Origin of the sequence: Pseudodesulfovibrio indicus (genome assembly GCF_001563225.1) — a bacterium.
Taxonomy (GTDB): domain Bacteria; phylum Desulfobacterota; class Desulfovibrionia; order Desulfovibrionales; family Desulfovibrionaceae; genus Pseudodesulfovibrio; species Pseudodesulfovibrio indicus.
In genome coordinates this window covers 421,935-443,455 of the sequence record NZ_CP014206.1, presented here as the reverse complement: position 1 = coordinate 443,455, position 21,521 = coordinate 421,935, and the positions used below count along the sequence as shown (strand labels likewise).

Below are 21,521 nucleotides of genomic sequence, written 5' to 3'. Positions count from 1 at the left end.
TCTCCGTCAGGCCGCATCGGTCAGCAGGGCTTCCGCCGTCTTGACCAGCGAGGCGTCGAGCCTGGGCGCGGGACCCAGCTCGTGGATGTGTTCGGTAAAGGTCTGGACCACGTTCTTCCACTTCTGGCCTTCCGAGGCCGAGACCCAGGTGTACTCGAAACGGCGCTCGTCGATGCCGAGTATGGGCAGGAACCGCTTGAGCACCTCCAGACGCCGCCGGGCGTAGAAATTGCCCTCGGAGTAGTGGCAGTCGCGCGGATGGCAGCCGGACACGAGCACGCCGTCCGCGCCGTTGACCAGGCTCTTGAGCACGAACAGCGGGTCGATGCGGCCCGAGCAGGGCACGCGGATGATGCGCAGGTCCGTGGGCTGCTGGAAACGGCCCACTCCGGCGGTGTCGGCGCCGCCGTAGGAGCACCAGTTGCACAGGAAGCCGACTATTCGTAATTCCGGAACGGTGATTGCTGACACAGGGCGTTGACCTCCGCGAGGATCTGGTTGTCGGTGAAGTGCTGCAACTGGATGGCCCCCTGGGGGCAGGTCGAAGTGCAGATGCCGCAGCCCTGGCACACGGTCTCGATGACCGAAGCCTTGGTCATCCCCCGGAAGTCCACCGTCTCGATGGCCCCGAAGGGACAGGTCTGGATGCATTTGCCGCAGCCGATGCAGCGCTTTATGGCCACGTTGGATATCTGGGGATCGCTTTCGAGCTGGTCCTTGGAGAACAGGTTCTGCACCTTGGACGCGGCCGCGCCGCCCTGGGCCACGGACGCGGGGATGTCCTTGGGACCCTGGCAGGAACCGGCCAGGTACACCCCGGCGGTGTTGGTCTCCACCGGCCGCAGCTTGATGTGGCTCTCCATGTAGAAGCCGTAGGAATCATAGGAGATCCGCAGCTTCTCGGCCAGCCGGGCCGCGCCCTCGGAGGCCTCGGCGCCCACGGCCAGGACCACGAGGTCCGCCTCGATCTCCACCTGGCCGCCCATCAGGGTGTCCGCCCCCCGGACCACGTACTTGTCGCCCTTGGGGTAGATCATGGCCACGCGGCCCCGGATGTACCGGGTGCCGTATTCCTCCATGGCCCGCCGGGTGAACTCGTCGTACATCTTGCCCGGGGCGCGGATGTCCATGTAGAAGACGTAGGACTGGGATTCGGGCATGTGGTCCTTGGTCAGGATGGCCTGCTTGGCCGTGTACATGCAGCAGAAGCCGGAACAGTACGGACGGCCCACGGACTTGTCGCGGGAGCCCACGCACTGGACGAAGACCACGGTCTCGGGCTCCTTGCCGTCGGACGGCCGCTTCACGTGGCCGCCGGTGGGGCCGGAGGCCGAGAGCAGCCGCTCGTACTGCAGGGAGGTGATCACGTCCGGGTACCGCCCGCCGCCGTATTCGCCATACCGCGTCCAGTCGAACAGGTCGTAGCCCGTTGCCACGATGATGGCCCCCACGGCCTCCTCCACCACCTCGTCCTGCTGGTCGTAGCGGATCGCCCGGGTGGGGCAGACCTTTTCGCAGACGCCGCACTTGCCCTTGGTCAGCTTGATGCAGAACTCGGGGTCGATGGACGCCTTCTTGGGGATGGCCTGGGGGAACGGGATGTTGATGGCCGTGGTCGTGCCGATCTCCTCGTTGAAGCGATCCGTGGCCTTTTTGCTCGGACACTTCTCCGTGCACTGGCCGCAGCCGGTGCAGGCGTCCCAGTCCACATAGGTGGCCTTCTTGCGGACCGAGACGTTGAAATTGCCCACGTATCCGCCGATGTCGGCCACCTCGGAGCTGGCGTACAGGGTGATGTTCGGGTGCTGGGCCACGTCCACCATCTTGGGGCCGAGGATGCAGCTCGAACAGTCCACGGTCGGAAAGGTCTTGTCCAGCTTGGCCATCTTGCCGCCGATGGTGGCGGTCTTTTCCACCAGCACCACCTCCAGGCCGCCGTCGGCGCAATCCAGGGCTGCCTGGATGCCCGCGACCCCGCCGCCGATGACCAGCACGCGCTTGTTGATGGAGAACTTCTTCGGGGTCAGCGTGCGGTCGTTGGCCAGCTTGGCCACGGCCATGCGCACCAGGTCGGCGGCCTTGCGCGTGTTGGCCTCCGTGTCCTTGCCGATCCACGAGACGTGCTCGCGGATGTTGGCCATCTCGAACATGTACCGGTTCAGGCCCGCCCGCTCCACGGTTTTGCGGAAGGTGGGCTCATGCATGCGCGGGGTGCAAGAGGCGACCACCACGCCGTCGAGCCGGTGCTCGCGGATGGCCTCGATGATGGCCGCCTGGCCCGGTTCCGAGCAGGCGTACATGGTGTCGCTGGCAAAGGCCACGTCCGGAAAGGCGCGGGCCTCGAGGGCCACCCGCTCGACGTCGACCGTCCCGGCGATATTGCTGCCGCAGTGGCAGACGAAAACTCCGATTCGCATAATGTATTGACGCTCCTTGGGGCTTGGCCGGTTACGACGCCGCCGCGGACTGGGCGGCGCGCATATGCCGGAGCAGCGTTTTGGGGTCCACGCACAGCTTGTCCAGCATGAGGTCCGAGCCGTTCAGGCCCAAGGCCATGCCGATGAGCTGCGTGTAGTAGAATATGGGCAGGTCGTGCCTGCTGCCGTTGGCCCGGTTGATCTGCCCCTGGCGCAGGTCCAGGTTCATCTGGCACAGCGGGCAGGCCGTGACCATGGCGCTCGCGCCGCAGCACGCGGCGGCGTCCAGCAGCTTGCCGGACAGCCGGGTGACCACCTCGTTCCTGGCCACGCCGAAGGAAGCCCCGCAGCATTCCACCTTGAGGGGAAAGGGCATGACCTCGGCCCCGGCGGCCAGCATGAGCCGGTCCATGGCGATGGGGTTTTCGCAGTCGTCAAAGTCCATGATCTCCGGCGGGCGGTTCATGATGCAGCCGTAGTACGGGGCCACCTTCAGCCCGGTCAGCGGGCTGGTCACCCGGGCCTTGACCGCTTCCGGTCCCAGCTCCTGGTAGATGACCTGGAGCACGGACATGACGGGCAGGTCGTTGCGGCACGGTGCGTCCAGCAGGCTGTCGACCCGGGCCTTGAAGTCCGCGTCGCGCATGCGGCGGGCGGCCGTCTTGAGGTTGGTCAGGCAGCTGGGGCAGGGCGTGATGATGCCCCTGACGTCCTTCAGGGATTCGGCCTGCAGGATGTTGCGCGCGGACAGCGCGGCGGAGAGCACGTGGTCCACGGTGTGGGCCGGGGTGGAACCGCAGCAGCTCCAGTCCGGGATGTCCACCAGCTCGATGCCGAGGGCCCGGCAGATGCCGCGGGTCGAGCGGTCGTACTCGATGGACGTTCCCTGACCGGAACAGCCGGGATAATAGGCGAATCTCAGACTGCGGCTCATTGCTTCCCTTCCTTGCGGTCATACCGTTCGTAGATCCTGGCGATGCTCTCCTTGCCCACGATGTCGTGCGGTCGCATGGCGAGCTTGCGCTTGGGCAGGACCTTGAGGCTCAGGTCCACATCGCTCAGGAATCGGCCCGTGCGGGCCATGTACCGGGTCATCAGGCCCATTTCGAACACCCGACCGTGGCGGCGCACCGAGTCGAGAAAGGCGTCGCAGAAGGTCTTCACCGCGGGCTCCGGGGCCTTGCCCGCCTTGCGGGCCATGTGCCGCAGCACGTCCATGATGGTGGCCACGTCGATGTTGTTGGGACACCGCGTGGTGCAGGACTCGCAGGTGGCGCACAGCCAGAGGGAACGGCAGGACAACAGTGCGTCCCGCTGCCCGGCCTGCAGCCCCCGCATGATCCGGCTGACCGGCAGGTCGTAAAATTCCGTATACGGGCAGCCCGCCGTGCAGTTTCCGCACTGGTAGCACAAGCTGACGTTCTGTCCGCTCTCCCGCTCCACCGCACGGACAAACTCCGCGTCATAGGATTCCTTCATATTGATGACGTTCATGGTTCCATCCGTTCTTGTCTTGTGTTTCCCGGTTGCACCGGCCGTTGGAATGCGCCTTTCAAATCCAGGCTCCTCTCGGACCTCCACTTTGTCTTGATGACGGACAAACCTTCTGCCATCCGATTTCCAATGGGACAAGCCGAAAAAAACCGGTTCCCCTCTTTTATTCGGGGTGTTGGGAATAAAGCTTGACAAAGTTCGTCCTCCCCCCTTGACACCAAAAATCGTTCGGTCTAGAACCGAACCTGAACTGGGGTACAGCATACCGTGTTCCAGTGTCAAGCGGCATAGGGTCCCGATTTTACCAACGTCTAAAACCATATGCGGTGCAACGCATCAGGAAGAAACGATCGCGGCGGATTTGCAAACCGTTTTCTGGGGTACAGTACCCGATCGGGGACGCCATTCGGAGAACATCCAACAATCCAAGTACGATCGGCATTTTCCAAAGACGATGTGCAACCCCCATAATGGAGGACAACTCTTGAAACAGATAAAGCTCTACGGAATAGGTGGCCAAGGCGTGGTCACGGCCGCGAAGATCATTGCGGAAGCCGTGGCGATCGAGGAGGGGCAGTATGCTCAGGCTGTTCCCGCTTACGGGCATGAACGCCGCGGCGCACCCGTCTATTCGGACGTGATGCTCAGCGACAAGCCCATCAAGCTCAAGTCGTTCGTCTATCATCCGGACTACGTCGTGATCTTCGACATGTCCGTCCTGGACAAGGGCGTCGACGTCATGAAGGGCGTCTCTCCCGATACCGTCTTCATCATCAATGAAGAGTGCGTCGATCCCTCCCATCCCTTCCACAAGCACAAGACCTATTACGTCGGCGCCCGCCGCATCGCGGTGGACGTCATCAAGCGGGACATTCCCAACTCCTCCATGTGCGGGGCAATGGCAGGCGCAGGACTGGTCGGCATCGAGGCGACAAAGGCCGTCATCACGAGAAAATTCAAAAAAGCAGGTGAGATCAATGCCGCAGCAGCTCAGCAGGCATGCGATGAACTCCGCAGCAACTAGCGGAAAAAAGGCCCTGAAAGGGCCGGTCGCAACGGTTTTCTTGGCAACGAACACGGGCAGTTGGCGGCTGGAGCGTCCGGTCATCAACGGCGAGGAATGCATCTATTGCGGGACATGCCAGAAGTTCTGCCCGACCAACGTCATCACGGTGACCAAGGCGGATGACGACTCCAGCGTCGTCATTGATTTCGAGTACTGCAAGGGCTGCGGAATCTGCGCGAATCGCTGTCCCAAACAGTGCATCTCCATGGTGCCGGAAGAAGGAGTCTGCAAGTCATGAAAAGAGTGATGCTCGACGGCAACGGGGCCGCCACCGAAGGAATGCGGCTGGCGCGGATCCGAGTGGTCTCGGCCTATCCGATCACCCCCCAAAGCCCGATCTCCGAGAAATTGGCCGATTACGTCACCGACGGCACCCTGGACGCGAAGTACATCCGCGTGGAATCCGAACACTCGGCCATGTCCTGCGCCATCGGCGCGCAGTTGACCGGCGTCCGCGCCGGGACCGCCACGGCCTCGGTCGGCCTTGCCCTGATGCACGAGGTGCTGGGCGTCGCCGCCGGTTGCCGCGTGCCCATCGTCATGCCCGTGGTCAACCGCTCCCTGGTCAGCCCCTGGAGCCTGTGGTGCGACCACCAGGACGCCATGGCCGAACGCGACGGCGGCTGGATGCAGTTCTACGCCGAGTCCGCCCAGGAGGTCCTCGACCTCATCCTGATCGCCTACAAGCTGGCGGAGAAGAACGACGTTCTTCTGCCCGCCATGGTCTGTCTGGACGGGTTCTTCCTCTCCCACATGCCGGACGCCGTTTACGTCCCCGCCCAGGAAGACGTGGACAAGTTCCTGCCGGCCTACAAGAACGACAACCTGAAGCTGGACCCCGACGATCCCATGTTCATCAACGACCTGACCGGGTCCAACGAGTTCATGGAAATGCGTTTCCAGCAGGCGGTGGCCTTTGATTACGCCCAGGATCTCATGCCGGGCGTCATGGCCGAGTTCGAAGAAGCCTTCGGACGCAAGTACAGCATGGTCGAGGCGTATGAATGCGAGGACGCCGAGGCGGTCCTGGTCTCCCTCGGCTCCATGTCCGGCACCATCAAGCACACCGTGGACATGATGCGTGAACAGGGCCGCAAGGTCGGCATGCTCAAGATCACTTCGTTCCGTCCCTTCCCTGCCGAGGCCATTCGCGAACTGATCGGCCACGTGCCGCACATCGGCGTCATCGACAGGAGCGCCAGCCTCGGTTCCGAAACCGGGCCGGTCTGCAACGAAGTCCGCAGCGCGCTGCAGGTTCTGGACAAGGCCCCTGAAGTCCAGGGATTCGTCGCGGGCCTGGGCGGACGCGACGTGCCGCCCACGACCATCGAGGAAGCTTTCGATACGTTGCTCAACGACAAGACCGTCGCAGCCGTCAAGTGGCTGGACGTTCAGGATAATGCCTTAAGGTTAAGGGAGGTCGACGCGTAATGCTTGAGATGAAATCAAAAAGCCGGGGTTTGATCGCGCATGGCGTGAGCGCCTGTGCCGGCTGCGGCCTTGAGCTCGGAGCCCGCTACATCATGGAGGCCCTCGGAGAAAACTCCACGCTGGTCATCCCTCCCGGATGCGCCGCGCTGTTCTCCGGCTACGGCAAGGAAACCGTGACCAAGATTCCGGGGTTCCAGGGCAACCTGGAGAACACTGCGGCCTATGCCGCCGGGATCAAGGCCGGGTACGAGATGCAGGGCCGCGAGGACATCACCGTCCTGGGCATGGCCGGCGACGGCGCCACCGTCGACATCGGCCTCCAGTCCCTGTCCGGCGCCCTGGAGCGCGGGGACAAGATCCTGTACGTCTGCTACGACAACGAGGCGTACATGAACACCGGCGTCCAGGGAAGCGCATCCACGCCGACCTACGCCTGGACCACGACGACCCCGGGCGGCAAGCAGGGCTACCGCAAGAACCTCGCCAAGATCGTCGACGCCCACCGCATCCCCTACCTCGCCACCGCTTCCATCGGCTTCGTCGAAGACTTCCGCAAGAAGCTCGCCAAGGCCAAGGAGGCCACCAAGACCGGACCGGCCTTCATCCATCTGTTCGCCCCCTGTCCCACCGGCTGGAGAAGCCGTCCCGACACCTCGGTGGAAATCGCCCAACTGGCCGTGACCACCCGCTGCTGGCCGCTGTTCGAGATCGTCGACGGCGTGCTGTCGATCACCAAAGAGGTCAAGAAGCCCAAGCCGCTCACCGACTACTTCAAGCTGCAGGGCCGGTTCAAGGGCATCAGCGACGAACAGGTGGAAGCCGTTCGCCAGGAAGTCGACGCCGCCTACGACCGGCTGATGGAAGGAAGAGTCTAGTAATGGCCGCAACGTTGAACGAAATATACAACGCCCGCTCGATCGCCCTCATCGGGGCGTCCCAGGACCCCAACAAAGCGGGATACCAGGTGCTCAAGCTCCTGCTCGACGAGGGCTACGAGGGCAAGGTTTACCCCGTGCATCCCAAGGAACCGGAGATTCTGGGGCGCAAGTGCTACCCCTCGATCCTCGACATTCCCGATGCCGTGGACGTCATGGTCGTCGCGGTCTCCGCCAAGGTGGTCATCAACGTCATGAAACAGGCCGAGCAGCGCGGCGACGTCAAGGGCGCGGTCGTCCTGTCCGCCGGATTCGCCGAGACCGGCGTTCCCGAGCTGGTCGAGGCCGAGGCCGAGCTGGTCAGGATCGCCAAGCGCGCGGGCATCCGCGTGTTCGGCCCCAACTGCATCGGCATGGCCTACCCGGCCCTCAAGCTGAACACCGGGTTCGCGCCCGGCATCAAGCTCATCGAGGGTTCCGCCGCCTACGTGAGCCAGAGCGGCGCCTTCGGCGGCGCGCTGCTCATGTTCGCCGGAGACCAGCCCTGTCCCCAGGGTTTCGCCAAGTTCGGCCACATCGGCAACATGTGCGACGTCTCCAACCTGGAACTCATCGAGGCCTTCAACAACGATCCCTCCGTCAGCGTCACGGGCGCATACATGGAAGCGGTCAAGGACGGCCGGGAACTGATGAGAATCGCCGCCGCCTCGGAAAAGCCGAACCTGATCCTGAAGGTCGGGCGTTCCTCTCTCGGCGCCGCCGCCGCCATGTCGCACACCGGCTCCCTGGCCGGTTCGGACAAGGTCTACGACGGGGCCTTCAAGCAGTGCGGCATCGTGCGCATGGACACGGTCGAGGACATGACCGACGGCATGAAGGCCGTGGCCAGCCTCCCGAAGCCGAAGGGCAACCGGGTCTGCGTGCTGACCGAGGCCGGCGGCATGGGCATCGTCAGCATGGACACCATCGACAAGACGGACCTGGTGCTGGCCTCCATCGCCGGGGACACCCTGGCCAAGCTGGAGGAAACGCTGCCGTCCATGGCCATGATCTGCAAGCCTGACGGCTACATCGACATGACCGCCGCGGTCAGCCCCGAACAGCAGGCCGAATCCCTTCGCCTGGTGTTGGCCGATCCCGGCGTGGACGCCGTCCTGCTTATGGGACTGCCGCCCATTTTCCGGGATGCCAAGGATACCGCGGAACGGATCTCGCCGGTGGCCAAGGAGTTCGACAAGCCGGTAGCCGTGTGCTTCATGCGCGGCGAAAGCATGGCCGAAGGCCGCCGTCACTTCGAAGAAAACGGCATCATGACCTTCGACACGCCGGAAAGGGCGGTCAAGGCCCTGGAGACCCTGTATCGGGCGGCGTTCCGAAACGGACACCCCCTGGAAGACCTGCCCCCCGCGCCGCGGCACCACCTGGTGGAAAAAGCCGTGGCCCAGGGGCGCAATCTGCTCGAACCCGAGGCGGTTTCGCTTCTCGCCGACAACGGCATCCCCACCGTGGACCATGCCTTTGCCACCAGCAGCGAGGAGGCCCAGGACGCCGCCGAGAGGTTCGGCGGGCCCGTGGTGCTCAAGGTGGTGTCTCCCGACGTGATCCACAAGAGCGACGCGGGCGGGGTCAAGGTCAACATCCGCAGCCGGTCCGAAATGGCCGACGCCTACGACGCCATGATGTCCGAAGTCGCGTCCCGGGTGCCTGGCGCAGACATCCACGGGGCCATGATCGTCCCCCTGGCCGAGCCCGGAACCGAGATCATCATCGGCATGGTGCGCGACCCGCAGTTCGGGCCGACGATCATGTTCGGCCTGGGCGGCATCTTTGTCGAGGTGTTCAAGGACGTCAGTTTCCGCGTGGCCCCGTTCAACGAGGAAGTGGCGCTCGACATGATCAAGGAAACCAAAGCCTTTGAACTGCTGGGCGGCGTTCGCGGGGAAACCGCAAGAGACGTCGGTTCGCTCGTCGACCTTCTGGTCAAGGTGTCCAGGATGGCGGCGACGCAGCCGGAGATCAGCGAAATCGACCTCAATCCCGTGCGCATCTACGAGCGGGGCTTGGCCGTGCTCGACGCAAGAATCATCCTTTCTTGCGGAAATTAGGCAAGATGCCGCTTGAGTGACGACAAGGAAAACACTTAGCCTCACCTCCTTAGTAGCCGGGTCCCGGCGTCGTGCAGGCGCCGGGACCCGACCCAAAAAGGAAACAGAGAGCAAACCGTTTAACGGATAGCCAAGGAAATATCATGAAAATCGCGGTAATAGGTTCCGGAGCCATGGGGTGCCTCTTTGGCGGCAAGCTCCAGTTGCAACCGGAGAATGATGTCACTCTGCTGGACGCGTGGCCGGCGCATGTGGAGCAACTGAGCCGGCACGGCCTGACCATGGGCACGGATGACGGGGAAGTCGTGATCCCGATCAAAGCGACTCTTCCCGCCGAGGCCCGGGAAGCCGCAGACCTGGTCATCGTCTTCACCAAGTCCATGCACACGGCAAGCGCCCTGGAGACCGCCAAGGCGGCCATCGGGCCCGACTCCATGGTGCTGACATTGCAAAACGGATTGGGCAACATCGAGAAGATCGCACAGCACGTGCCCATGGCCAACATCGTGGCCGGGGTCACGACCATGCCGAGCGACCTGGCCGGCCCGGGCAGGATCAATTCGCATGGCGTGGGCAAGACCACCATCGGTTCGGCCCTGCCCGAGGGGGCCGGACGGGCGAAAATCGTCGCGGACCTGCTCAACCGGGCGGGACTGGAGACGATCGTCTGCGAAGACATCCTGAGCCGGATCTGGGGCAAGGTAGCCTTCAATTCGGCCCTGAACACCCTGTGCGCGGTCACGGGGCTTCCCGTCGGGGGAATCGGCCAGTGCGAAACCGGACGCAGCCTTGCGCGCAAGGTCGTGGAGGAAGTGGTCTCGGTGGCGCAAAGGAAGGGTTTGTCCGTCGATCTGGAGGAAAACTGGGCCATGGTCGCCAAGGCCCTGGATGAGCATGGAAGCCACAAGCCGTCCATGCTCCAGGACATCCTGTCCAAGCGCGAAACGGAAATCGACACCATCGCGGGCGGAGCCGTGGCCGAGGCCGAAGCCCTTGGCATGGCCGTGCCCACCACGGCGGTCCTCGCGGATCTCGTGCGCACCATCCAACACGAGTATTTGAAATAGTGGGTAGTTCGACATGATGTATTGGGAGCGGTCCTAGATCTCCCGGGTAACACAACAAATAAAAGGGGAAAGATGATGAGACGGTTAATGATTTTTGCGTTGGCTCTGACTTTTTTTGCCGCGTCCATCCAGCCTGCGGCAGCGGAAAAGGTCCTCAAACTGGGGCACATGATGCCCTTGGTTTCGGTTGAACAGTCCTGCGCCCTGAAGTTCAAGGAGTTGGTGGAGACCCGCTCCAACGGCAGGCTGAAGATCGAAATCTACCCCGCCGGACAGCTGGGCCGCGACAAAGACATCCTGGAAGCCCTCCAGTTCGGCACCCTTGACCTGGGCGTGATCACCACCTCTCCGCAGACGAACTTCGCCAAGGAGATCGGTGTGCTGGACGTTCCCTACCTGTTCAGGGACTGGGACCACGTCGGCAAGCTGATGCATGCCGATTTCTATGACAGCCTGCTGAGCTCCACGGAAAAGGCCATGTTCTACAATTTCTGCCTGCTGCCCCGTGGTTTCCGGAACGTCACCAACAACACCCGCCCCATCGTCGAGCCTTCCGACCTGAACGGCCTCAAGATCCGGGTCATCGAAAGCCCGGTCTTCGTCGACACCTTCAAGGCGCTCGGCGCGTCCCCGCAGGCCATGTCCTGGGGTGAGGTGTTCACCGCCCTGCAGCAGGGCGCCATCGACGGCCAGGAAAACGCCATGATCACGATCTACGACGAGCACGTCTACGAAGTGCAGAAGTACGTGTCCAACACGCGCCACATCTTCGCGTTCGCCTCCCTTTGCGGCTCCAAGATGCTCTTCGACGGGTATCCCAAGGAGGACCAGGACCTGATCCGCCAGGCCGCCAAGGACACCGCCGAAAGCATGATGGGCGTCGTCCGCGCCGACGTGAAGAAGGTCGAGGACAAGCTCGTGGCCAAGGGGATGCTGGTCAACGATGTGAACGCCGACGCCTTCCGCTCCGTCATCAAGCCTGTGCAGGAAAAAATCGCCAAGGATTATTCCGAAGACTTCTTCAACAAAATCAAGGCGCTTGCGGAATAATCAATTCCCCCACCCCATACCCTGCAGCCGGGGGATTCTCTTGTCCCCCGGCTGCGCCAAAGGAGATCCGGAATGAAAATGATTCAGCAACTGGCTGACTTCATAGACAGGGGGTGTCGATATGTATCGGTCGCGCTTCTCATGTCGATGACAGTCGTATTCTTCACGTAAATTTGCATGCGCTACCTATTCGGCAATGGGTTGAGCTGGGCCGAGGAGCTGTCCCGCTACATGATGGTATGGCTCATCTACATATGCGCGATCGTCGTCTTCCGCGAAGGGACGCAGATCAGCGTCACGGCGATCGAGGACAAGCTTCCGAACGCCTGGCGGTTCACCCTGAACATCGCGCAGAAGGTGGTCTGCATCGTCTTCTTTCTCATGGTCGGATACCTCGGCATCAAGATAATGCCGTTCGCCAGTTTTCAAAAATCTCCGAACATGCAGATTCCCATGAAGTACATGTACATGCTCTTTCCCATTGCCTCCTGGCTCATCGTGCTGCAACTGATCGCCAACCTCATTCGGGATTTTGGACGCGACCATGACTGAAATACTCCTCCTCTCCACCCTCGCGATGCTGCTCCTCGGGATGCCGGTGGCCATCTGCCTCGGCGCTTCGTCCCTCCTCGTCATCATACTCCAGGGGATGCCCTCACAGATCGCCGTGCAGCGATTCTTCGCCGGCGTCGACGTGCTGCCGCTGATGGCCATTCCGTTTTTCATTCTCGCCGGGAATCTCATGGACAGCGGCGGTCTGGCCAAGAGGCTCGTTTCCCTGGCTAACGTTTTCGTGGGCCGGGTCTCGGGCGGCCTGGGCATCGTCACCATCATGGGCTGCGTTTTCTTCGCCGCCATTTCCGGCAGCGGCGTGGCAACGGCCGCGGCCATGGGCGCGATTATGATCCCCTCCATGGTCAAGCGCGGATACGACCGGGGCTTCGCCTCGGCGGTGGTCGCCTCCGCCAGCCCCATCGGCGTGGTCATCCCGCCCAGCATCTCCTTCATCATTTACGCCGTCCTGACGAGCAGTTCCGTCACGGACCTGTACCAGGCGGGCATCCCCGCCGGAATGATCATGGGCCTGTGCCTTGTTGTCGTGGTGCTGACCATTTCCAAGAAGCAGGGATACAAAGGCGACGACCATCCCTTCTCCTGGTCGGAGGCCCTCCATGCCTTCAAGGACGCCAGCTGGGCGCTGGGCACCCCGGTCATTCTCATCGGCGGCGTGTTCGGCGGCATCTTCACCCCGACGGAATCGGCGGTCGTGGCCGTGGTCTACGCCCTGCTGATAGGCCTCTTCGCCTACCGGGAACTGAAGTGGACCGACCTCTACAGGGTGTTCCTCGATTCCGCCAAGATGACGTCCAAGATCATGCTGATCATTTCCATGGCTCTGTGCTTCGCCTACCTGCTCACCTACAACCAGGTCCCGCAGGCCGTCATGGAGATGTTCCTGAGTTTCTCCGAGAACAAATACGTGGTCCTGATGATCATCAACCTCCTGCTCCTGGTGGCGGGCACGTTCATGGAGACCAGCGCCATCCTGCTGATCACCGTGCCCATTCTCCTGCCGGTCCTGCAGAAGTTCAACATCGACCTGGTCCACTTCGGCATCATCATCAGCGCCAACACGGCCATCGGCCTGATGACGCCGCCCTTCGGAGTGTGCCTGTTCACGACTTCGAGCATCGGTCAGACGAGTATCCAGGAACTCTCCAGGCGGGTCATTCCCTTTATCGGAGCGCTGATAGTGGCCATGGCGATCATCACCTATATCCCGCAGAGCGTCATGTTCATGGTTGACTTGTGGTAACAAGGATGGATATCCTGTATCTCTTGGAAATCGACCGTGTTGGCAACTCCAAAGGACGTTGCCTGCCAAGGAATTCGTGTCCCCGATCACGATGGAAGATGTTGAATATTGATTGTTGATTCGTTACGATGGCGTGGGATGCCAATCCCACGCCATATTCCGTTCGATGAGCCGGGTCGGCGCCGGCTGTCTCCTTTACAAATTCGAAGGATCACCATTTAATGACGACAAGCGACAATCTGTTAATCGAATTTACGCGAAGGAGTCTATTGTGAACGAAGGTAAGGAATTTGTTTTGGAGCAACCGCTTCCCTTGCGGAAGCAAGTCTTCAATTACCTCCGGGACAATATATTATCCAGAAGCTTTACCCCGGACACCCGGATCGTGGAGGCGCAGATCGCCGCGAAGCTCGGCGTTTCCCGCACGCCGGTCAGGGAGGCGCTGCACCTTCTGGAGCAGGAGGGCTTCATCGAGTCCATCCCGAGAGTCGGGTACAAGGTCGTTCAGCTTGACGAGAAGGAACTGGACGAAGTCATAGAGATACGCCGGGTCAACGAGAGTCTGGCGTGCACCCTGGCCGTGAGGAATTACTCGGAGGAAACCCTCGCCGCGTTTCGCAAGAACATCGTCGCCACCCGAAAATCCATGAAACAGGAAGATTCCGACCAGTTCCTTCGCTGCGACGAACAGTTTCATGAGATTCTCGCCATGGCGTCGGGCAGCCGCCACCTCTTGAGCATCTGCCAGTTGCTCCGTCGCCTGATGCTCCGGTACCGCAGCCGGAGCGTCGGTTTTCTCGACTCCTACCAGGGGATTCTGGACGGGCATATCGCCATTGTCGAGGCCTACGGGAACAGGGATGAACAAGGCATGATCAAGGGCTTGAACGCGCACCTCGACTATGTCTGCAAGGAAGTGTGCACCCGGAGCCTTGCGAAAGCCGGGAGCGAAAGCCAGGACTAGGCTCCCTTGTTCGGCGTGCCGCTGCCGGGCGTTGAGGCGCATTCCCCGGCAAGCTTCCAGGGGCAATGAAAAACAACCGGGAACGACCATCGTCGTTCCCGGTTGTTTTTTTATCGATAAAGCCCCGCCGGACGCGGGAGGGCTTTCCGGCTACGCCGTCACCGCGTTTCTCAGTTTGGCCTTGTGCAGCGCGGCGGCGAGTATCAGCCCGAGGCCGATGCCGATGATGCCGGCGCTGAGGATGCGCAGGTGGGGGGGGAGCATGAACGTTATGGTATTGGCGGGGATCAGGAAGAAGGGGATGGCCTTCTTGAAGGTGAAGCCCCACATGATGTCCCAGTTGATTTCGCTGAAGTATCGGGCCGGGGCCGGGGGGGTCGAGAGGAACCGGCCCAGCCTGCCCCCGGTGTGGACGATGTGCGTGTCCGTCAGCTTGTGGAACAGCATGAAGACGGGCGAGAAGACGAGGTTGAACGTCACGCTGACGGAGAAGGCCCAGAGACACCTTTCGAACAGCGAGGCGGGCGCGGAAGAGCCGGGGATGCCGAGCAGCTGCATGAGGTTCCCGGTTCCGTTGGTGAAGACGGCAAACGCCATGGCGATGATGACGCCGTTGACGCCCCACATGAGCATCTTCGGCGCGAGGCCGGGAACGCAGTACCTCCCCGTATACAGACGCAAGGCGAGGCATTCGCCGAACGTACCCAACAGGGCGAACTTGATGAAGGAGGACAAAAGCGGATTGGCCAGCGTCCACGCTTTAAATGCCTGTGCGGTCACGGGAAACGTGGCAAGCGCGCAGAGGGCGCAAAACAGAGCGGCAAATACAACGTCCAGGTATTTCAAAATGTCCTCCTGAATTGTCGGGTTAAAGAATAAAACGTTGGGCATGCGCACCGTATCTCCTGCTGTGATCGGCCACGGCGTTGGCGGCGGGGCCGGGATTGGTTTCGGCAGGCTCGGATGCATTCGGGTGAAGCGGCGTCGGATTGCCCGCCCATTATCGCCTGCCAAACAGGAAATGGAGATAGTGTTTCTCGATCGTTTTCTCAGCCGCTTACGGCCCTCTCTTGCGACAACGCCGATAATGAGGGCTGCCACACCAAAACCGGTAATGGCGTATACGGTACCCCAAAAAATAGCAGACAAATCCCCCATTAAGGCCACAGGCTTTCCGTTCGCCCAAGTCTCAGCCATCGTATCGCACAGCGGCTTTCGAAGGCATTGCACATTGAGGTACAGTATTCCGTATCCTAACGCGGCAAAAAATAAACTGAACGAATATGGTTGTCAAGGGAAAGCGGTTCCGGCCATCGGGCGCGTCCGAACCGGACGGCGGCAGACCTCCCCGTAGGGGGTCTTTTTTGTGAAGCTGCCTCCGGCGGCTGGGGGAAGGGGAGAGGGGAAACTTTTGTAAAAGTTTTCCCTCTCCCCTTCCCCCAGACCCCCATCCCCTCTCCCTTTCAAAACTTTTTGGGTCGCTTCGCGAGGGCTTTCCGGTATGGGAGGGTTTCCTTTGTTTCCTGTCTTTTTGAAAAACAACCCGCGATTTGGGGCGGGAAAAGCGGCGTGCGTTTTAGGGTGAAGCAGCACTTCGTTTCGCCCGTTTTTCCCGTCCGAAATCGCCAACTGTACGCCGGAAGGGGTCCGCACGGACCCGAGCGAAGCGAGCTATGGGATTCTTAAGGCCCTCGGCCTTGAGCGGGTCCAGGGCAGCGCCCTGGTCTCCCCGAAGGGGCCGCCGGAGGCATGCCCAGCCCAGCCTAGCTAGACTGCCTGCCACTCCTCTAGGGCGGCGCGCAGGGCGGGGTGCCGGGCGGAGGCGGCCAGGGACCGGGCCTTGTCGGCGAGGGCGGTCTGGTCGGCGAGGGCGGCCCGGAGGTTGGCGAGGGTTTGGGAGTAGCGTCGGGCCATGTCCTGGAACCCGGCTTGGCGGGCGGTGCGCAGGCAGTGTTCGTAGGCCCGGATGCCGGGGCAGAGCAGGGAGCGGAAATAGGCCGCGGCTGCGGCTTCGGCGTGCATTCCACGTTCGGAAAGGTGGTTGGTGAGCAATTCGTGGCCGTGGTCCCAGAGGGGGTTCTGGTCCAGAAGCAGGGCGAGACGGTCCGGGGCGGGATCGGCCTGATATCGCCGGTCGAGTTCTGCGGCGCGGTGGTCGGGCAGTTTGACGACGAGGTCGAGCCAGGGGGTGAAGCCGGGTTCGAATCCGTCTTCGAGGACCAGGTCGTAGAGATCTTCGACCGGGCGGCGGCAGCGGGCGCGGAGGAGCCGGAGGTTCTCGGATTCGTGGGCGAAGCGGCCTTCGGTGCCGTGGGTGTGGTGGTGGACCACGCTTTCCGGGATCACGGAGAAATGGCCGCCGCGCGCGGCGATGCGGCAGCAGAGGTCCACGTCTTCCATGCCGTTTCTAAAGCCCTCGAAGAACCCGTTTTCGGCCTGGAAGAGGCGGGCGGGCATGAGCAGGGCGGCGGCGGTGATGACGCCGAGCTTGCGGCGGCGGTTCACGGCGGGGTGGGTGCGCGGAAAATACTCGTAGAGATGGCGGAATTCCAGGTTCTGGGACGCGGCGATGCCGAGGTGCTGGACGCGGTTCGCGCGTACGGTGTTGTCGTCCGGGAAGAGGAGCAGGGGGCCGACTCCGGCCAGGCGCGGGTCGGCGCGCAGTCCGTCGAGGAGCGGCGGGAGCCAGTTTTCGGTGACCACGGTGTCGTTGTTGAGGAACAGGAGATGGGCGGCTGAGGCGGCCGCCGCCCCCTGGTTGCAGGCCGTGGCGAAGCCGAGGTTTTCGGGCAGCCGGTGGTGGACGAAGCGGTTGGCGAAGAGGTTCGCGCCCAGGGCGACCCCTTCTGTCGGGGTTTGGTCGGTGGAGCCGTTGTCGGCCAGGACGACCTGGTACCGGTCGCCGGGGGTGTGCGCGGCGATGGAGCGCAGGCACGGCTCGGTCAGTTCCCAGCCGTTCCAGGCCGGGATGACGATGGCGACGTCGAATTCGGCCCCGGCCACGTCAGCCCATCTCCGGCTCGGACTTCCAGGCGAAGAGCGGAGTGAGCGGCTTCATGTTGGTGAAGTCCACGCGCGCGGCCACGAACGCGCCCAGGGCCGGGGGCAGGATGCGGGCGTTGATCAGGTTGCAGGCGCGGGTGTCCTTCCAGGTGCTCATGGGCCCGGCCAGGACCGAGCGGGCCAGGGTGGGCCGGAACCCGGTGGCCCGGTGGACCAGGTCCTGCATTTCGCACCAGGTGAACCAATGCGCCTTGGCCAGGGTCGAGCCGGACTTGCGCACGTTGAGGGAGTAGTAGAGGGAATTCTTGTTCAGGAACCCGATGAGCACGCCCTTTTCGGCCACCCGGGCGGCCTCGGCAAGCATGGCCTCTGGCTCGTCCGAGAATTCGAGCACGGACCACAGCAGGGCGTAGTCGAACTCGTTGTCCGAGAACCCCATGTGTTCGCCGTGGGCCAGGTGCAGCTCGGCGCGGTTGCCGAACCGCTTGCGCGCGGCCATGATCATCTCCGGCGAGTTGTCGATGCCGGTGACGTCCAGCCCCATCTGGTAGAGGTGGTCCAGGAACAGGCCGGTGCCGCAGCCGATTTCGAGCAGCTTGTGCTTGCGCCGGGGCCATCCGGCCAGCACGTCCTGCAACAGCTGCACCTCGCGGTCCAGGGCGTACTGCCCCTCCGGGGTGTCGAACCATGCCTCGTATCTGTCCGGATCCCAAACCATCGCGCGCTTCCTTTTGGTCAAAGTCCCTTTCCTGAAAGTATGACCATCCTGGCCCCTCCTGTAAATAGGGGGGCCGGGAAAGAGGGGCGAAAGGGGCGCGGGGACGGGCGGTACCCGCCGGAAGGGGCTAGCCCCGGACCTTTTCGAGGAAGGCGGTGGTGGAGTAGCCCTCGAGCAGGGGGAGGCTCCGGACCTCGCCGCCGGACTTTGCGACCACGTCCGCGCCCACGATCTGGTCCACGGGCCAGTCTCCGCCCTTGACCAGGACCTGCGGGCGGCAGGCCTTGATCAGCTCCAGCGGGGTGGATTCGTGGAAGATGACGATGTGGTCCACGCAGGTGAGCCCGGCCAGGACAAAGGCGCGCTCCTCGGCGCTGTTCAGGGGCCGGTCGTCGCCTTTGCCGAGCATCTTCACGGACTCGTCGGAGTTCAGGCCGAGGATCAGCGAGTCGCCGAGCGCCCGGGCGCGGGTCAGCAGATCCACGTGGCCGGGGTGCAGGACGTCGAAGCAGCCGTTGGTGAAGACCAGCTTGTGGCCGGGCGCGAACTGTCCCTTCCGCTTGAGGAAGGTGCGGATGGACATCAGCTTGGGATTGTCGGGCAGGGCCATCATTCTTCTCCCGGGCGGGTTCCCTTGCGGCGCAGGGGGACGTTCTTGGGCTTGAGCTTGGAGGTGTCCTGGAAGAGCACCAGCTCGAACCAGTCCATGGCGAAGGACAGGGCCACGTTTTCGTTTTCGAGGATCGCCTTCTGGCGTTTCTCGTCCACGTCCACGCGCTCGAAGAGCTGCATGGTCTGGATGAACTCCTGGAACCGGTCGATTTGGTAAAAGGCGAGAATGGCCATCTGAGCGAGCTTGTCGGAGATGGGGCGGCCGAGCTGCCGGGTGCGCGACAGGATGTTCATGTACCGGTCGTTGAACGCGGTGTAGTCCTTGAACCCCTGGTCCTGCTTCCAGGATTCGCCGGTCCATTCGTCTTTTTCAAGGAACCCCATGCAGTGGTCCTCGCGGACGATGAAGAATTGTTCCCGCACCCCGCCCTTGCCGTCGGGCCGGGTGGCGCGGCCCAGGGGATACATGCGGCACGCGCCGGGCCGGTCCGCGTAGATGCGGCAGCCTTCCTCGGTGACGAAGGCGCAGGTCCGGGCAGCGTTGTCGAGCATCTTGAACTTGAACACCGGGAAGTTGGTGTCCGGGGCGTGCATGCCGGTGGCGTGGACGCGCAGGAAATCAATGGAGTTCATGTCCAGCGCCGCGCGCATGCGCAGCACGTCGTAGGGGGTCAGGACCATGTCCAGGTCCGAGCAGCAGGCGTTGAAGCACTTGATGCCGGGGTAGCATTTGAAACAGTATGTCTTGCCCTCTTCCAGTTCCGGAAGGGAGTCGAGGAATTCCTTGGTTTCGTCTTGTTGCATTATGATTCTCCGGGCGGGGAGCCCCGTTTTTTGCCGCCCGGCACCGCCGGGCGTGAGTTCTCCTAGCACTAGAAGGGAGGAAAGGCAAAGTTGGCCCCTGCCGGCGGCAGGGGTGGTTTGCCTTTGCTTTGATGAGAGGAAGAGGGAGGAGCGCGGGGGTGTTGTCCGCGCGTCCGCGTCTGGGGTTTTATCTGTTGCGGGAGACCGTTTTGCGCTCTTACAGCGCCTTACTTTTTGGCTGGCGCCCCAAAAAGTAAGCAAAAAGTGCGCTGCGGTGCGGCTGCGCGGAAACAGTGGCCAAGAGCCTGTAAGCGCCTCCCGCTGCCCTGACGGCATGTCTGCCGAGGCAGACTCAGTCGGACTCCGCTTCGGCGCTTGAAACAGGCTCTAGGCCCCGGTTTCCGAATGACCGCTCTTCGGACCGGGATTGTCCGAGCGTGGGTGGTAAGGCACAAGAGGGAGGAGCGTGGTGGGTTTGGTGGGAGTGAGTGCGGATTTCTTTTTATGGATAAGAGGAAGAGGGAAGGAGCGCGGTGGGTTTGGGCCGCGCGTCCGCGTCTGATGTACCCCTGTTGCGGGAGACCGTTTTGCGCTCTTACAGCGCCTTACTTTTTGGCTTGCGCCCCAAAAAGTAAGCAAAAAGTGCGCTGCGGTGCGGCGGCGCGGAAACAGTGGCCAAGAGCCTGTAAGCGCCTTTCGCTGCCCTGACGGCATGTCTGCCGGGGCAGACTCAGTCGGGCTGTGCTTCGGCGCTTGAAACAGGCTCTAGGCCTCGGTTTCCGAATGACCGCTCTCCGGGCCGGGATTGTCCGAGCGTGGGTGGGATGGAGGAAGAGGCGGGTTGCGGGGAGGTTGTGGATTTGGCGGGAGAGTGTACGGATTTCTTTTTATGGATGAGAGGAAGAGGGAGGAGCGCGGTGGGTTTGGGCCGCGCGTTCGCGTCTGATGTACCTCTGTCGCGAGGAGTCGTTTTGCGCTTTTACAGCGCCTTACTTTTTGGCTGGCGCCCCAAAAAGTAAGCAAAAAGTGCGCTCGCGGTGCAGCGGCGCGGAAACCGGGGCCAAGAGCCTGTAAGCGCCTCTCGCTGCCCTGACGGCATGTCTGCCGAGGCAGACTCAGTCGGGCTGCGCTTCGGCGCTTGAGACAGGCTCTAGGCCACGGTTTCCGAATGACCGCTCTTCGGACGAGGACCGTCCGAGCGTGGAAGGGCGTGTGGAAGAGGCGGGTTGCGGGGAGGTTGGGGACTTGGCGGAAGTGTGTACGGAAGCCTTTTGGGATTGTGGGAGGAAGAGGGAGGAGCGCGGGAGGTTTGTCCGCGCGTCCGCGTCTTATGTACCCCTGTCGCGATGAGTCGTTTTGCGCTCTTACAGCGCCTTACTTTTTTGGCTTGCGCCCCAAAAAGTAAGCAAAAAGTGCGCTTGCGGTGCGGCTGCGCGGAAACAGTGGCCAAGAGCCTGTAAGCGCCTTTCGCTGCCCTGACGGCATGTCTGCCGGGGCAGACTCAGTCGGGCTGTGCTTCGGCGCTTGAAACAGGCTCTAGGCCCCGGTTTCCGAATGACCGCTCTCCGGGCCGGGATTGTCCGAGTGTGGAGGGATGGCGGAAGAGGGAGGAGCGCGGTAAAGGCGTCCGCGCGTCCGCGTCTGAAGTTTTTTTTGGTGCGAGAGACCGTTTTGCGCTTTTACAGCGCCTTACTTTTTGGCTTGCGCCCCAAAAAGTAAGCAAAAAGTGCGCTGCGGTGCGGCTGCGCGGAAACAGTGGCCAAGAGCCTGTAAGCGCCTTTCGCTGCCCAGACGGCATGTCTGCCGAGGCAGACTCAGTCGGGCTCCGCTTCGGCGCTTGAAACAGGCTCTAGGCCCCGGTTTCCGAATGACCGCTCTCCGGGCCGGGATTGTCCGAGCGTGGGAGGGCGTGTGGAAGAGGCGGGTTGCGGGGAGGCTGAGGGTTTGGCGGGATTGAGTGCGGAAGCTTTTTGGGGTTGTGGGAGGAAGAGGGAGGAGCGCGGCAATGATCTCCGCGCACGAGAGGGACGGCGAAAGAGGTGGAACACGCCCTGGCCGATTCAATTCCAAACCACCCTCTCTCGCGCTTTTGAGGCGCA

Annotated in this window: 19 protein-coding genes; 10 read left to right on the top strand and 9 right to left on the bottom strand. The window is 62.4% G+C overall.

Annotation, left to right across the window (positions count from 1 at the left end):
- Nucleotides 1-6 precede the first annotated feature (6 nt).
- The 4 genes from AWY79_RS02130 to AWY79_RS02115 are packed head-to-tail and all read right to left on the bottom strand — an operon-like array spanning nt 7 to nt 3,911.
- The gene (locus AWY79_RS02130; protein ID WP_066799667.1) at nt 7-471 is read right to left on the bottom strand and encodes a hydrogenase iron-sulfur subunit; all 465 of its coding nucleotides are present in this window, start codon (nt 469-471) and stop codon (nt 7-9) included.
- A complete protein-coding gene (locus AWY79_RS02125; protein ID WP_066799665.1) occupies nt 438-2,417 on the bottom strand; it encodes a CoB--CoM heterodisulfide reductase iron-sulfur subunit A family protein in 1,980 nt (659 codons plus the stop codon). Before AWY79_RS02125 ends, AWY79_RS02130 begins: the two co-directional genes overlap by 34 nt.
- 31 nt (nt 2,418-2,448) lie before the next feature.
- Nucleotides 2,449-3,351, bottom strand: coding sequence for a CoB--CoM heterodisulfide reductase iron-sulfur subunit B family protein (locus tag AWY79_RS02120; protein WP_066799663.1), 903 nt, complete (start codon nt 3,349-3,351; stop codon nt 2,449-2,451).
- Nucleotides 3,348-3,911, bottom strand: coding sequence for a 4Fe-4S dicluster domain-containing protein (locus tag AWY79_RS02115; protein WP_066799661.1), 564 nt, complete (start codon nt 3,909-3,911; stop codon nt 3,348-3,350). The genes AWY79_RS02120 and AWY79_RS02115 overlap by 4 nt, the downstream gene beginning before the upstream one ends.
- A gap of 484 nt (nt 3,912-4,395) precedes the next feature.
- Between AWY79_RS02115 and AWY79_RS02110 the strand changes: the two genes are divergently transcribed.
- From AWY79_RS02110 to AWY79_RS02065, 10 genes are all read left to right on the top strand, one after another.
- The gene (locus tag AWY79_RS02110; RefSeq protein ID WP_066799659.1) at nt 4,396-4,935 is read left to right on the top strand and encodes a 2-oxoacid:acceptor oxidoreductase family protein; all 540 of its coding nucleotides are present in this window, start codon (nt 4,396-4,398) and stop codon (nt 4,933-4,935) included.
- Nucleotides 4,936-4,975: 40 nt separating this feature from the next.
- Nucleotides 4,976-5,215, top strand: coding sequence for a 4Fe-4S binding protein (locus AWY79_RS02105; RefSeq protein WP_199533830.1), 240 nt, complete (start codon nt 4,976-4,978; stop codon nt 5,213-5,215).
- A complete protein-coding gene (porA, locus tag AWY79_RS02100) occupies nt 5,212-6,408 on the top strand; it encodes a pyruvate ferredoxin oxidoreductase (protein WP_066799655.1) in 1,197 nt (398 codons plus the stop codon). The genes AWY79_RS02105 and porA overlap by 4 nt, the downstream gene beginning before the upstream one ends.
- Nucleotides 6,409-6,452: 44 nt before the next feature.
- Nucleotides 6,453-7,283 carry a thiamine pyrophosphate-dependent enzyme gene (locus tag AWY79_RS02095; protein WP_199533829.1) on the top strand — a complete coding sequence of 277 codons (831 nt, stop codon included), beginning with the start codon at nt 6,453-6,455 and terminating at the stop codon, nt 7,281-7,283.
- A gap of 2 nt (nt 7,284-7,285) precedes the next feature.
- Nucleotides 7,286-9,388 carry an acetate--CoA ligase family protein gene (locus tag AWY79_RS02090; RefSeq protein WP_066799651.1) on the top strand — a complete coding sequence of 701 codons (2,103 nt, stop codon included), beginning with the start codon at nt 7,286-7,288 and terminating at the stop codon, nt 9,386-9,388.
- A 143-nt stretch (nt 9,389-9,531) separates the two neighbouring features.
- Nucleotides 9,532-10,455: a ketopantoate reductase family protein gene (locus AWY79_RS02085; RefSeq protein WP_066799649.1), complete on the top strand. Its 924-nt coding sequence runs from the start codon at nt 9,532-9,534 to the stop codon at nt 10,453-10,455.
- Between the two features lie 99 nt (nt 10,456-10,554).
- Nucleotides 10,555-11,505: a TRAP transporter substrate-binding protein gene (locus AWY79_RS02080; RefSeq protein WP_158509832.1), complete on the top strand. Its 951-nt coding sequence runs from the start codon at nt 10,555-10,557 to the stop codon at nt 11,503-11,505.
- 177 nt (nt 11,506-11,682) lie between these two features.
- The gene (locus AWY79_RS02075; RefSeq protein WP_078063575.1) at nt 11,683-12,057 is read left to right on the top strand and encodes a TRAP transporter small permease; all 375 of its coding nucleotides are present in this window, start codon (nt 11,683-11,685) and stop codon (nt 12,055-12,057) included.
- Nucleotides 12,050-13,321 carry a TRAP transporter large permease gene (locus tag AWY79_RS02070; protein WP_066799643.1) on the top strand — a complete coding sequence of 424 codons (1,272 nt, stop codon included), beginning with the start codon at nt 12,050-12,052 and terminating at the stop codon, nt 13,319-13,321. Before AWY79_RS02075 ends, AWY79_RS02070 begins: the two co-directional genes overlap by 8 nt.
- 313 nt (nt 13,322-13,634) lie before the next feature.
- The gene (locus tag AWY79_RS02065) at nt 13,635-14,285 is read left to right on the top strand and encodes a GntR family transcriptional regulator (RefSeq protein WP_158509831.1); all 651 of its coding nucleotides are present in this window, start codon (nt 13,635-13,637) and stop codon (nt 14,283-14,285) included.
- Between the two features lie 150 nt (nt 14,286-14,435).
- On the opposite strand, the gene AWY79_RS02060 is transcribed toward AWY79_RS02065, so the two are convergent.
- The 5 genes from AWY79_RS02060 to AWY79_RS02040 all read right to left on the bottom strand — a co-directional run bounded on the left by AWY79_RS02060 (nt 14,436) and on the right by AWY79_RS02040 (nt 19,422).
- Nucleotides 14,436-15,131, bottom strand: a complete 696-nt coding sequence (locus AWY79_RS02060) for a hypothetical protein (protein WP_066799639.1) — start codon at nt 15,129-15,131, stop codon at nt 14,436-14,438.
- Nucleotides 15,132-16,052: 921 nt separating this feature from the next.
- Nucleotides 16,053-17,288: a glycosyltransferase family 2 protein gene (locus tag AWY79_RS02055; protein WP_066799637.1), complete on the bottom strand. Its 1,236-nt coding sequence runs from the start codon at nt 17,286-17,288 to the stop codon at nt 16,053-16,055.
- 1 nt (nt 17,289) lies between these two features.
- Nucleotides 17,290-18,006 carry a class I SAM-dependent methyltransferase gene (locus tag AWY79_RS02050; protein WP_066799635.1) on the bottom strand — a complete coding sequence of 239 codons (717 nt, stop codon included), beginning with the start codon at nt 18,004-18,006 and terminating at the stop codon, nt 17,290-17,292.
- A gap of 127 nt (nt 18,007-18,133) precedes the next feature.
- A complete protein-coding gene (gene rfaE2 / locus AWY79_RS02045; protein ID WP_066806920.1) occupies nt 18,134-18,616 on the bottom strand; it encodes a D-glycero-beta-D-manno-heptose 1-phosphate adenylyltransferase in 483 nt (160 codons plus the stop codon).
- Nucleotides 18,616-19,422, bottom strand: a complete 807-nt coding sequence (locus tag AWY79_RS02040) for a YkgJ family cysteine cluster protein (protein ID WP_066799633.1) — start codon at nt 19,420-19,422, stop codon at nt 18,616-18,618. The genes rfaE2 and AWY79_RS02040 overlap by 1 nt, the downstream gene beginning before the upstream one ends.
- Nucleotides 19,423-21,521: the final 2,099 nt, after the last annotated feature.